The organism is Mycoavidus sp. SF9855, from assembly GCF_024582735.1.
Taxonomy (GTDB): Bacteria; Pseudomonadota; Gammaproteobacteria; order Burkholderiales; family Burkholderiaceae; genus Mycoavidus.
The window spans coordinates 1,043,018-1,056,665 of the sequence record NZ_CP102085.1 but is presented as its reverse complement, the minus strand read 5'-3'; the positions used below and the strand labels follow the sequence as shown (position 1 = coordinate 1,056,665).

At 51.5% G+C, this 13,648-nt stretch carries 6 protein-coding genes; 4 read left to right on the top strand and 2 right to left on the bottom strand.

Features of this window, described 5'->3' with window-relative positions:
- Positions 1 to 78 precede the first annotated feature (78 nt).
- From dapE to NQD60_RS04230, 4 genes are read left to right on the top strand one after another with little or no spacing between them, the layout of a single operon-like run.
- Entirely contained in the window at positions 79 to 1,224 is a 1,146-nt protein-coding gene (gene dapE, locus NQD60_RS04245; RefSeq protein WP_257101197.1) for a succinyl-diaminopimelate desuccinylase, read from the top strand.
- A gap of 13 nt (positions 1,225 to 1,237) precedes the next feature.
- The gene (gene prmB / locus NQD60_RS04240) at positions 1,238 to 2,125 is read left to right on the top strand and encodes a 50S ribosomal protein L3 N(5)-glutamine methyltransferase (RefSeq protein WP_257101196.1); all 888 of its coding nucleotides are present in this window, start codon (positions 1,238 to 1,240) and stop codon (positions 2,123 to 2,125) included.
- Complete coding sequence (gene cls, locus NQD60_RS04235; protein WP_257101195.1) at positions 2,125 to 3,573, top strand: cardiolipin synthase; 1,449 nt, start codon at positions 2,125 to 2,127, stop codon at positions 3,571 to 3,573. Before prmB ends, cls begins: the two co-directional genes overlap by 1 nt.
- 9 nt (positions 3,574 to 3,582) lie before the next feature.
- Complete coding sequence (locus NQD60_RS04230) at positions 3,583 to 5,511, top strand: ATP-binding cassette domain-containing protein (protein ID WP_257101194.1); 1,929 nt, start codon at positions 3,583 to 3,585, stop codon at positions 5,509 to 5,511.
- Between the two features lie 493 nt (positions 5,512 to 6,004).
- Here the strand turns inward: NQD60_RS04230 and NQD60_RS04225 are convergent, their stop codons facing one another.
- Complete coding sequence (locus tag NQD60_RS04225; RefSeq protein WP_257101193.1) at positions 6,005 to 8,926, bottom strand: RHS repeat-associated core domain-containing protein; 2,922 nt, start codon at positions 8,924 to 8,926, stop codon at positions 6,005 to 6,007.
- Between the two features lie 97 nt (positions 8,927 to 9,023).
- On the bottom strand, positions 9,024 to 13,484 hold the full coding sequence (locus NQD60_RS04220) for a SpvB/TcaC N-terminal domain-containing protein (RefSeq protein ID WP_257101192.1): 4,461 nt from the start codon (positions 13,482 to 13,484) through the stop codon (positions 9,024 to 9,026).
- Positions 13,485 to 13,648 lie beyond the last annotated feature (164 nt).

The window sequence follows — 13,648 nt, the reverse complement described above, 5'->3', positions numbered from 1 at the left end:
TATTAATATAATTAATTTCATAATTTTATAAGGTGGTCGGGATTCTTGCCGCTCTTTGACCTGATTTATTAAAACCAAATGTCTATCACGCTTGCCCTTGCTGAAGAATTGATCGCCCGTGCTTCAGTCACTCCAAATGACGCGGGCTGTCAGGCGCTGATTGCCACGCGCCTTAAACAAGTGGGCTTTGTTTGCGAAACAATTACCGCAGGTGAGACAACCAATCTTTGGGCGGTGCGCCGCGGCGCCGCCGCTGAGGCGGGCAAGTTGCTGGTCTTTGCAGGCCATACTGATGTTGTGCCGCCCGGCCCACTGCATGAATGGCTGTCCCCGCCGTTTACGCCAACCCAACGCGATGGCACACTATACGGCCGTGGCGCAGTCGATATGAAAACTTCGCTTGCAGCTTTTGTGGTAGCCGCTGAAGAATTTGTTGCGGCACACCCGACTCATACTGGATCGCTGGCATTTTTGCTGACCAGTGATGAAGAAGGTCCAGCCACCGACGGCACGGTAAAGGTCGTCGAGCACTTACAAACGCGCGGTGAACGGCTCGATTATTGCATTGTCGGCGAACCCACCAGCGGCAAACAGCTCGGCGACACACTCAAAAATGGCCGGCGCGGTTCATTATCAGGCACGCTAACGGTATTCGGCCGCCAAGGGCATATCGCTTATCCGCAATGCAATCCAGTCCATCTGTTAGCGCCAGTGCTAGCGCAACTGGTTGCGACCGAATGGGATCGCGGCAATGAATATTTTCCGCCGACGAGTTGGCAGATTTCAAATATTCATGCTGGGGTGGGCGCCACCAATGTGACGCCAGGCGAGGTAATAGTTGATTTTAACTTCCGTTTCTCAACCGCCAGCACTGCTGATACGCTCAAACAGCGTGTCCACGCTATGCTTGATGCGCATGGACTTAAAGAGGGTCAAGAGTATACTCTTGACTGGCAGCTCAGTGGTGAACCCTTCCTGACACCGTCAGGTGCTTTATCAAACGCACTGATGCAAGCGATTCAACATGAAACCGGCGTCCAAGCTAAGCTCTCTACCACCGGTGGCACCTCAGATGGCCGCTTTATCGCCCGGATTTGCGACCAGGTGATTGAATTTGGGCCGAGCAATGAGAGCATTCATCAAATCAATGAGTCCATCCCTCTGAACCATATTGAACCTCTAAAAAATATTTATTTTAGAGTGCTTACCCAACTGATAATTTAGGAAGACTCATCCCATGCATCCCCCATTTCTGACTGTGCGCGATCTGTTGCGTTATGCTGTATCGCGTTTTAATGAAGCCAAGTTGTCGTTTGGGCATGGCAGTACAAATGCCTATGATGAAGCTGCTTATTTGATTTTACATACACTGCATTTGCCGCTTGATATGTTAGCGCCTTTTTTAGATGCGCACTTGCTTGAGACCGAGATTGCGGCGCTTTTGCAGGTGCTTGAGCGGCGTGTCAAGGAGCGCATACCAGCGGCTTACATTACGCATGAAGCCTGGCTGCATGGCTATCAATTTTATGTGGATGAGCGGGTAATTGTGCCGCGCTCGCTGATTGGTGAATTATTGCAAGAAAGATTCGCGCCGTGGCTGGATGAAACACAACCTGTCCAGACCGTGCTTGATTTATGCACCGGCTCCGGCTGTCTGGCGATTCTCGCTGCAGAGACTTTTTCTGAGGCTAAAGTGGATGCGGTTGATCTGTCGGCGGATGCGCTGGCCGTGGCTCAACGCAATGTCACTACGTATAAGTTGAATGCGCGCCTTAACCTGTACGAAGGTGACCTGTATGCGCCACTGCCAGCGCAGCGCCGCTATGATTTAATTATCGCCAATCCGCCCTATGTGAATGAGGCATCGATGCACGAGTTGCCGGCTGAATATCAACATGAGCCGCGGCTTGCGCTAGCCGGCGGCGGCGATGGCATGGATATTGTGCGTCGCATTGTTGAGGGGGCGCGGCAATGGCTAACACCTCATGGTATGTTGATCATTGAGACTGGGCATGAACGGGCATACGCAGAAGCGGCGTTCAGTACGCTCAATCTCAATTGGCTCACCACCAGTGCCGGGGATGATTTTGTTTTTATGCTCACTGCGGCTGATTTAAACGCCTAATGCTGCTCAATTTATTGGGGATTGGGACACTCATTGCCCTCATTCAGTTGTTGGGGGTGCTGGCGGCTTTTCATGCGATTCGGCATGCACGTACTTCGCAAGGGGCGGTGGCATGGGCCGTGTCATTGGTCGCCGCGCCTTATATCACGCTGATTCCTTATCTTTTTTTAGGCCATAGCCGGTTTACCGGGTATGTCAATGCACGGCGGCTATGTAATCGGCAAATGCGTCGTCACGCACCGCAAAGAATAGCGGCTAGCGCACTTGATCAAGGACCTGAGCATCACAAACGGACTGATGGTTTAAATCAAAATACTCTCACTGCGTTGACCAAATTAGCTCAGGGGCCCTTTACAGAAGGCAATCAAGTTCGCCTGCTGATCAATGGTGACGCAACTTTTGCGGCGATTTTTGCGGCGATTGAGCGCGCCACCCACTATGTGATGGTGCAGTTTTTTGTGGTGCGTGATGACCGCCTCGGGCGGCAGCTGAAAGATATTTTATTGGATAAAGCCGCCACTGGCGTGCGGGTTTATTTTCTGTACGATGGGATTGGCAGCTATGAGCTACCACGGCAGTATACCGATAGCTTAAAAGCCGGCGGCGTCGAGGTCTATCAATTTGCCGCACGGCGTTTCTTGAATCGTTTTCAGCTGAATTTCCGCAACCATCGCAAACTGGTGGTGGTCGATGGTGAACGTGCTTTTATCGGTGGTCATAATGTTGGCGTTGAATACCTTGGCGAAGAGCCACCGCTTTCGCCATGGCGCGATACCCATATTGATATCTTAGGGCCCGCCGTTAAAGATATTCAAGCTGTTTTTATCGAAGACTGGTATTGGGCAACCCAACAATTTCCGGTGCTTGAGCCAGCCAAGCCCCGCGCGCTGCTTGCAGCAGATATGCATTGTCTGGTCATGCCAAGCGGTCCAGCAGATCCTTCTGAAACCTATTTGTTATTTTGTATTGAGTTAATCAATACCGCCCGCCAAAGAATCTGGATCAGCACGCCCTACTTTGTGCCTGATGAGGCTTTATTTGCCGCCCTCAGACTGGCCGTCTTACGCGGCCTCGATGTGCGCATTTTGATTCCGGCATGCAGTGATCATGCGGTCGTTTTCGAGGCGTCTATGCTGTATGCCTATGATGCTGTGCGGGCTGGGGTCAAGGTATTGCGTTACCGGCCTGGTTTTGTGCATCAGAAAGTGCTGCTCATTGACGAAACCGCTGCCGCCATCGGCAGCGCGAATCTAGATCATCGCTCTTTCCGACTTAATTTTGAGCTCATGCTATTAACGCTTGACTCTACCTTCGCCGCTGAAGTTAATAAGATGCTTAAGGCAGATTTTGCGTTAGCCGAGACCGTAGAGTTAACTGAATATACAAGAGTTCCCGCTTGGCGGCGCACGGTAATGCATGTGGCGCGGCTTTTTTCCCCGATTTTATAGTGTATAGGCATGATTCGTTTTGACCAATTTACCTTAGCCCGTGGCGTTAAGCCTCTTTTTGAAAAGACTTCATTTACCCTCAATCCTGGCGAAAAAGCCGGTCTTGTCGGCGCCAATGGAGCGGGCAAATCAAGCCTCTTTGCGGTCTTGCGCGGCACCTTGCAAGCGGATGCCGGAGACGCATCTTGGCCGTTATCATGGCGCATTGCCCACGTCGCCCAAGAGACCCCAGCGACCGAACGTAGCGCACTTGACTATACGCTAGATGGCGATACCGTACTGCGTGAGATTGAAGCGCAGATTGCGCGTGCACACGCGGCCCACGATGGCTTGGCCGAAGGCAATGCGCATGCGGCTTTTGCCGATGCGGATGGATATACAGCACCAGCCAGGGCGCAAGCGCTGTTGCTGGGGCTCGGTTTTACGCTGGCGCAAACTCAGCAATCCGTGGCTCATTTCTCCGGTGGCTGGCGCATGCGGCTTAACCTCGCGCAAGCGCTGATGTGCCGCTCCGATCTGCTGTTACTCGATGAGCCGACTAACCATCTGGATTTAGATGCGATTGTTTGGCTCGAAGATTGGCTTAACCGGTATGCGGGCACCTTGATTGTGATTTCGCATGACCGTGAATTTTTGGATGCGGTCTGTGCCTCAACCCTGCATATCGACCAGCAGCAAATCACTCGTTACGGCGGCAATTACAGTCAATTTGAACTGTTGCGCGCGCAGCAACTCAACTTACAACAAAGCGCTTACGACAAACAGCAGCGCAATATCGCGCATTTGCAAAGTTTTATTAGCCGTTTTAAAGCAAAGGCCAGTAAAGCTCGCCAAGCCCAAAGTCGGGTTAAAGCACTAGAAAAAATGGAGCAAATCGCCAGCGTACAGACGGCCTCCCCTTTCAGCTTTAGTTTTCGTACTGCGGGGGCCGCGCCTAATCCGATGTTGACCTTGGATGACATCCAGTGTGGCTATCGCTCGGCGAGCCGCGATGTCGCCATCGTTAACGACTTGACGCTATCGATTCAAAACGGCCAGCGCATTGGCTTACTCGGCGCCAATGGTCAGGGTAAGTCAACCTTAGTTAAAACCCTCGCTGGCGTGCTGCCGCCATTAGTTGGCAATATGCACACGGGCAAGGGGTTACGCATTGGCTATTTTGCGCAGCATCAATTGGAAACGCTACGCGACGCAGATTCACCGCTGCAGCACTTAATCCGCTTAGCACCAGAGGCGCGCGAGCAAGAGCTACGTAGTTTTCTTGGCAGCTTTAATTTTAGTGGCAACACTTCCATCTCGCCCATCGCCCCGTTTTCCGGTGGCGAAAAAGCCCGCCTGGCACTGGCTTTAATGATCTGGCTAAAGCCCAATCTGCTGTTGCTAGATGAGCCAACCAACCATCTTGACCTTGAAACCCGCGAAGCGCTGACTTTAGCCTTGGCACAATTTGATGGCACCCTGATTGTGGTTTCGCACGATCGGCATTTACTGCGTGCCGTCTGCGATCAATTTATGCTCGTCGCCAATCATCGTTTGCAACCTTTTGATGGTGACCTTGATGATTATCGCGCTTGGCTGTTGCGTGATGCAGCGGCTAAACGTAGCCTAAACAACCATCGTGATACCAGTCAAACCAGCAACAATACAGCTGACCGAAAAGCCGAGCGTCGCGCCCAAGCTGATCTGCGGCAACAGGCGATACAATCGAAAAAGCCGATCCAGCAACGCATTACGCAGTTGGAAAAAGTGTTGCAGCGCTTAGGTAAAGAAAAAAACGTAATTGATGCCGAATTGGCAGACCCCGCAAGTTATGAAATCGAGCATAAAGTTCGTTTGGCCGATGCCTTAAAGCGCCAGGCTGAAATTGCTGCGCAGTTGGCAGAAACGGAAAGTGCGTGGCTTAATGAACAAGCCGCCTTGGAGCAGTTGGGGTTGTAAGCGGCTCCGCTATAGATTTCACACTGTATCAGGGAATCGCTACGCACACCGCCCAAGGAAATTTGGGCCTCGTTTTAAAACCACGCGTTACCATCAAAAACGTTCGCCGACAGGATACATTGCTAGGCTGCTGGTGATCGCTTTTGAGTATCGCCAGCGCCTTGGCGTTGCTTTCGGCCCGATATCGTTTTAGTAGCGCGGAGTTTTTCTGAGCTTTGTGCGTAGTTTCCCTTGTATGGCCTTAGCTTGTTCAACTTCGCGCATATTCATCGTAATCCATCCTGGTTTAGCCATTCAACACATCAGATCAACGACATAAGCCACTTAGCATAAGATCTCGATCTAGAAATCGGACATTATTTCCCCGGAGGGAGGGGGCCTACCATTCCATCTACTGGGGCGCTACACAAAAAATGTCAAGCCTCACGCAGCAAGGACATCCTGGACGCTAGCGTACTTTGGGATCTGTTTTCTAAGACTGCCTCACCTTGATTTATATAAAAGGAGACGGGCTATTCGGCAAAATCTTGAAAGCCTTACTAGATTTATCGTAACCAAAAGAATCGCCTTCATAGTTCACAATATGTGTTTTACCACTGTTTTTATCTTGAATATTCATATAAAACTCTGGATTTTTCTTCTTAGTAGAAAAATTCGTATTTTTTGCATCATAGAAGGTATTTATAGAAAATTGCTTAGTATCACTTTTATTTAAAATATAAACATTGGCTTCTGCGACCTCCAGAAGATCCTTTGGACCAGAAAGAGGTGCATAGCTAGTGACAGGAGCTAACCCTCTAAAAGATCTTAAAGCCTCATCATTTCGGCCATAGCAATATGCCAATATGAGATGTTTATTTTCGTCTTTTATATATTCGTTAATTTTATCAGTTGTCATGCCGTTCATGTTAACAACATTAATTCTCTTAATGAATTGATCAGAATACTTACCTACTTTCTTGATACTCCTCATCATTTTTTTATCTTCCTTGAGGAATTGTTTTTCAATTAGTTGAGGATTACGCTGACCAACATTGCTTCCAGTCGGATCTTCCCAATTATCTCCATCAATTGCGCCATGAGTGCCAGTCAAAATAGTAATTTCTCGTTGCGTAATACTCATCTTTCTACTAAGGGTATCAAGAACAGCGCCTAAATCATTTCCAGTTATTGCTCTATCAGCGCCGTAAATATTCTTGGGAAGAATGTTCGAGCCTAAATACTGCTTATCAATGTGCCATGTCTGGGGACTCTGTTCGAATTTTACGGGGACTGAAGCTAGGGTTGAAAATTTTGTAGGGCCCTTATGAGAGTACGATTGTTTAAAGTGATGTACTCTTGCTGATTTTTTTTCACCATTAAGCCCAACTGGATCATATAGCGTAATTGGATTATTCCTTACCATTAAAAAAAGATTGAGGCCATCCACAGTTCCCGCTGGATCAGCACTGAGCCACCGTCCTACCCATGGTTGATAGTACCGATACCCATAATAGTAAAGCCCTGTTGCGTCGCGCTCTTTTCCTGAATAGCGTACGGTTTTATAGCTCGCTTCTATTTGACTTCGTGCCATCCACACAGCAGTCCCACCATACGGGTAATACTCTTCCTGGCTAATGATTTCTCCCAGGTGATCCAATTCAAGCCCGGCGCTATGAATCAGGTCACCGTAGCTATAACGTATCTGATTGTTATTGATCCCTGAAGGAGGCGCACTTTCCCAGTGCAGCACCCGTACTTGAGCGCCTCCTGCCTCGCCCACAGTCAGCACATGTAAGTTCTCGTTTAGACTGGCCCCGCTATGCGTGGTGCGTAATTCTAGTCCTGGCAGGTAAATGACCCGCTTAACGCGTAGCGTATTTTCTGTTTGCTGTTGATTGATTTTCAGCACCCGCATGCCGTTACCACTGTACCGGTATCGTTCCTGGTCATTCTTTCCTTCATTACGTTCTATTGAAACAACCCGTTGCAGTTCTCCTCGAGTATTCCATAATAAGAGCTGACCGGATGGCAAAGATTGTTGACATCCCGCAGCATCAAATAATTCATCGACCTGCTCCGGCCTTAGTCCATCCCGGCTCAGCACCGCACGATTGCTGCGATCCGATACCGTAAGATCGATTGTATAATTGTGATCGGCCACCCGCAGCACATCATGTCGAATTTGATTCAGGTTACCACCCAAATCATACTGATAGGTACGAATATAGTTCGTGTAAACGCTTCTATCCGGTAATAAAGGCGGCAAAAATTCAGGTAATTGACTGTTCCGCTGACCGTTATTCGCCATTTCCCGGCCTTCTGCGCTGATTAGTTGATACAGCGTATCGTAAGTGTAGGTATTTTCTGGCTCAACCTTCTGATTCCGCCAAAATTTTGTATCCTGTGCGCCATCACGGCAGCTTACGACATTCCCCACAGGATCATACTCATAATGCACGTCCCTTAATAACTTCGCTCCGGAAAGGTGGTCTGACGGACGCCTAATCGTGATCCCCGTCAGACGCTGCGTCTGCGGTTCATAGGTGTATTCCGTCACAACGCCATTGCCATGCTCCTCGCGCAACTTCTGACCGGCTGCCGAGTAAGTCAGGGATTTAACGATCTCCTGTTCACCCTCGTCTGCCAAGGTCAACCAACAGCCCGCCAATTGCCCCGCTACATCGTAGGCCAGTCGCTGTTGGTTCCCCATCGCATCGGTCTGATTCAGAGGGGCGCCGGTTGCGTCAGTCGTGCTTTGTGTAAGGTAAACCTTTTCGGCCAGCATAGCCTGCCAGGTGTCTTCACCGCTACCCTCCCAATTAGCTTCCTGGTTATCGGCCAGCAACTGCCGGGATTGAGACAAGGTCGCTCCCGTCAGCGACAGGCTGTCGAGCCGGTTCAAGCCAGCTGTATCATAATGCCGCACGCACTGGCCAACCAGGTTATAGTCCTTCTCAGTCTGCGTGTTTCCGGCCCAAATGAACCGCTCGGTAATAGGAGGTGTTACCTGCTCAGGTCTTAACTCGCTGACCGCCAGCGGACGTCCGGGTAAAGTGTCATCCTCATAGTGCCAGCGCTGGATGACGCCCATGGCCGTTACGGCCAACAGGGGACGACCCTCGATGTCACTAAGGGATATTATCTGTCCTCCATCCACGCTCTCCGTACGCAAAGAACTGCCGGCCAAGTCATAATGCCAAGTGAAATTGGGCTTAACCCGATCATCGAGCTGCCTAGCAGCATATAAGCGTGGGTCGGTGCTTTGCACCAACTGCCCGCGAATATTGTATTGATGGCGGGTGATTTGAATTTCAGCCTCCTCGTCTACTGTAATACGGCGCCAGACCAGTTCACGCACAGCCAGGCCCCGATTATCGCAGACGCTCACCCTGGGGGTGCCAGCATAAAGCGCGGGTAAAAACGAGGATACCATGCATTATCTCCTGAGTAAGAGAAACTCAAATCTGTTTAGGACGCCACTTAAAAAATAGTCAGCAAGCTGGATTAAACTAGATCCAGCGATCTGTTCCTCAACCGTTGAAGGCCCCTATTTCTGCGGCCGTGTCGTTTTCATCTTCGCTAACGGTAAACCAAGGAAATGCCTGAGCACGGCGTACAAACCCCTTGGCCGTGAGCACCTGATATTCCCGCCCCAGCGGATCATAAAAGTGCGTATCCGCAAACAGCTCGCTGCGGGCACTGTCGTCACTCACGTATTGCCAATCATTTAGATAATAGGGTTGATAGGCACGCACAGCCTGCCCCTTATTGTCATATTCGACCCGGCCTGTTACTGCCCAACGAGTGTTAGTTTCCTCGACACGAGCAGCGCCTACCTGATCGGCAACCAGATGCCCCTCTTCTGTCCGCTGATAAGCCAACCCCGGTGCATGGCGCATTGCATTTTGCAAAGGACGCCCGAACCCGTCGCTAAACGACACTTGCTGACGCAACTGCTGTGCATTGTCAGAGTCATAACGGTCTGTCGTCACCAGACAAATATGAGGCGGCTGTCGGGTTAGCGCCGCCAGCGAGATCAACGCTCTTTCGGCAATGGGTTGGCGCTTCACCCAGCGCTGATATGCCAGCTGGCATAGTTGCCCGCGCTTCGTCATCACCTTATGGTGTATCAGGGAATGCCAAGCTTCCTCCGCATCTCGCCACAGAGACGTTATTTGCGCATCAGAAAACTGTGGCATCCAACTATCCGCCACAATGGTGAAGCTCTGCGCCACCGGAATGCCTGGTGTCAACGCCAGAGCAGCCTCGACGGTCATTGGCGGGGTAAATGGTTGCGCTTGTGGTGTAGAGTAACCACTTACCTTCCCGGCCTCTGTACCCCAAAAACGCTGACTGCTGACTCGCCCTAATGCATCCAGCGTCACCGCCTGCCGGTTATCATTAGCATCCGTGAGCGTAATTGGAATAAGAAAACGGTAGTCATACTCGGCCTGCGAGGTTAACCCGGCAGCATCCGTGACCACAACAACGGCACAGTAATGAGTATCCCAGTCCAGCAACGTTTTGCCTGTCAGCAGGGTATTGCGTTGAGCCATCGGACGCCAGAACTGGGCAGCCGAACCGTAATCCGTATACCCCTGTCGGGCACACCAGACCAACTCTGCCGAGCCGCCATCAAACAGGCGGGGAGATTGCACATATCCGCCCTGCTCTAAGGCTTGATCCCGAACCTCCTCTGTCAGCACGCCATCAAATGCCGCCAGGGATGGCTCATCTAGCATAGCCGACTCGGTGAAGGCAACCAGTACCGGCACCGTAGTGGGTTCATCAAGCACAATCTTCCCGTCAGTGTAGAATACACGTTGCTGGCCCAGATACGTTCGTGGCTTTCCGTCTGCTATCAAGCTGTCTTCTTTCTGCAAGAGCTCCAGCGTCAATCCACTCGAGGGGACTGCACTCTCTGCATAGTCGTAGGCATCGTTGCGTTGCCCATTGGCAATACCTAACACCCAGTCTTCCTTCTCTGTCAGGTGATGCCAATTGTTGCGTTGCAGCATTAAGCGCAACCGGTGTTGTTGGCCATCATAACTGTCGTCAAACAAGGATGCAGGCAAAGAGGGCGGATAAGGACTGGAAGCCGGCTTCGGCCGCCGAGGATACGCGATGTCTACGCTGCGGATCGGGAACCCAAAGGCATCCAACTGCAGTTGGATGCTGTGAGTACATTGTGGGTCGCTGGTGATACGCTCATAAACGTAACTGCGACTTTCGATAGTGGAGACCAGTACCACCGGAGTGTCGCCACTCGCTGGCAGACATCGGACCTGATAACGTGACTCACTGACCGTATAGGGAACCTGCGCATTGTCTGCTTCATCCAGTCCATAAAGCTCATTGCGCAATAACTGTCCTTTCAGCCCCCGCTGCAGCCAGTAGGTTTGGTGTTCATCCTCCGGTTCAAAAGGATCATCCGCACCCTTTGACCAGCTGGTGAAGCGTGGAGTAAACCCGGTAAACGCTTGCTCATCACCGCGCCAATATTCTTCTACCAACGCCTCATCCACGGCCAATAGACCGGTGGCAAACCAGCTTTTGGTCAAGGTAGGGGGAGTGCGTTCTGGTGCGCTGCCGGTCGCCAGCTTATCCGTGTCACGTTGTTCAACATAGCCAAACCCCCGAAACTCACGTTCGCGGCCGTCCCAGGCGCCATGGGCATAACTCAGCGTGGCGACCAATCGGTTGCCGGTAATTTCGTCCAGTGTGTCGGTTTGCCATAGGCAATGGATCGGGAATGGTAGGTAACAGGCAGCGGTTTTTTCTTCGGCCAACTTCGCTTTCTCATCCAGCCAGAACTGCGCCGAGCTGCGATAGCGCAGTACATGGTGCGTTCCCATATTGTTGTTCATGATATTTAACAACCAGGGCTTATCCTTCGTCAGATCACAACGCCAGTGACTAGGAGCCATATGGGGTACCGTCAATACCAAACTAGCCACCCCCAGTCCCTGGATATCAGCGATCTGCAACAGGCAGGTATTGTCAAAACGCACCCCGTCAGGTAAGGAGACAATAAGCGGTTTGCTAAACCGGTTACCGCTCTCGTTGAGATAAATTTCTAGCCGGTCTGACAACGCATAAATCAAATCTGTCGCCCCAGAGCCGTCAATGTCAGCAAGAAAAACGTAGTCAGGATTGAATGGCTTCGCAGGCGGGCTGAACCCGGGTATCGCCAGAGGCTGGCCAAAATGGCCGTGCCCCAAGTTGGGCCAGCAGGTGACCCCTTGTGCACTAACGGCAACCAAGTGCTGTTGTCCGGAGCCTAACATATCGCTGAACGCCACCAGGGTCTGCGCACTCGGCACTGGCAGTGTTACTCCGTCAGATTGCACAACATCCTGCCCGCGGGCAAAACCGTCCCGCAAGTTGGCATACAGACGCACGCTTTTCGGGCCAATCAGCGCCAGGTCAAGCAAACCGTCGCCCACCAAATCCGCCAGTTGAGCTCGGGGATGGAAATATTCTACAGGCAAAGCCTTAAGCGTGTTAAAACGTGTCCATTGTCCACCAGGCTGTAGACTGTAATATCCTTGCACCCCGGGCTGGGTAACAACCCAGTCCATCTGACCGTCACCATTGATATCCATCAATGCCACATTGCCTTGCAATGAAGGAATATCTAGCGACATCATCTTGCCATAGCTGACCTCATTCGGGTCCCCCCCCTCTTTGCGTTGAGGGGCTCTGTACCACCACGCCCCCTTGTCCCGGTACAGTATTCCTGGCAGGCCTTCCCCCATGAGATCAACTAACTGATAAGGATGCTGTGCAGTGAAATTGTCTAGAGCCGAAAAGGCTTGCCAGTCCGGGATGGGATCCGGCTCAAACCGTGCATAATCGAACTCCAGAGGAGGCAGTGCAAGCGGTGTGCCATCCGGTTCATGCCCAACCTGCTTCACCGCAACCAGCGTCGTCACGCAGCCCTGTGGGTCATAGTCCAGTATCATTCTGGACACTAGAGCGGGCTCCTCCGTATCGGGCGCCTCACCAGCTAGGGATTGCAGACGATGATACATCAGTATCTGTCTGCACAAGCGCCGGGTACGAAGCTCAAAGCCATACTCATAGCGAGAGAAACTATCCAGACGACATGGCCAAGCCTTGGCAGTCGTAAATGGAGGAATCTCATCCAAGCTGTCGCTCCGCTCTCCATAGTCGAAGACCAGATGGAATAACCAACTCTCAAGGGAAGGCATCTCCTCTTCCAATACAAACAAACTGTCCTGCGAGGTGATGTTGCCGTAATTGACCTGATACAGGTACTTTTGCCCCCCTGCATTGGGGTGACGCGTTTTCTCTTCCTCGTCAAAGGACACGCCATCTTCCGCTTTGTACTGGTAGTAAATGTGCTCCCCTGTAGGGGTGACACTTTCCTCAAGTAACCACTGGGCAATCTGATCAACCTGATCGTCTTCATGACGATGGCTTATCCGGGCCTGTGCAGTTTTACCAAAAATATGCGTCTGGCCGTCGGGCGTCCTCATCAACCAGAACGGCGCTACAGCGTCGTTCTCAACAGGTTGCCAAAATTCCAGCTTGCTAAAATCTTGTATCTGCCGGGGATGGTAGCGGGTTACAGTATACGTCGATGATAAGCGAATACCCTGCAGGGTATGGCTCTGGTGACTGCCGAGTCGTCCGTCTTCGACAGCAGCCGCCACCATCGCCTCACCAGAAGGAGATAGGAATGTATCCCGCTCATCGTAGCGCGGTACACCGTGCTGCGTACGCCGGCTAATACTCATCACACCACATTGCCAGCCCATACCAAAAGGTCCATTGCCCGCACCACTGCTGTAGGTCAGTGACAGGCCCGGCGCTACACCGCGTCCGGCAGAAACCGGCAAGGGCAGAGACAACGAAGCCAGACCGTTGGGACCCGCCGTATTGAGGCTCTCCCCCATGCCACTGACGGCTCCGCCCCCTTTGGGCAATGATAATGTCGTGACAGACAGCGTCTGTGCGTTTTGCATAAGAACTCCTTACATAAGCCCCAATGGCCTATGCTATTCAAGCTAGGATAAGATTACGCAGTGCTCAGGACTGAAAGGTACGCCCGTTCCCTGAACCGCACCACCACCTTTAAGCATTGAAGGAGGGGCAAGCGTCACGCTTCTTTGTTCTTTCGCCATATTGT

Bases quoted from the DNA above. Each gene is read 5' to 3' on its own strand.
- dapE (WP_257101197.1), top strand. From the start codon at position 79: ATGTCTATCACGCTTGCCCTTGCTGAAGAATTGATCGCCCGTGCTTCA.
- prmB (WP_257101196.1), top strand. From the start codon at position 1,238: ATGCATCCCCCATTTCTGACTGTGCGCGATCTGTTGCGTTATGCTGTA.
- cls (WP_257101195.1), top strand. From the start codon at position 2,125: ATGCTGCTCAATTTATTGGGGATTGGGACACTCATTGCCCTCATTCAG.
- NQD60_RS04230 (WP_257101194.1), top strand. From the start codon at position 3,583: ATGATTCGTTTTGACCAATTTACCTTAGCCCGTGGCGTTAAGCCTCTT.
- NQD60_RS04225 (WP_257101193.1), bottom strand. From the start codon at position 8,926: ATGGTATCCTCGTTTTTACCCGCGCTTTATGCTGGCACCCCCAGGGTG.
- NQD60_RS04220 (WP_257101192.1), bottom strand. From the start codon at position 13,484: ATGCAAAACGCACAGACGCTGTCTGTCACGACATTATCATTGCCCAAA.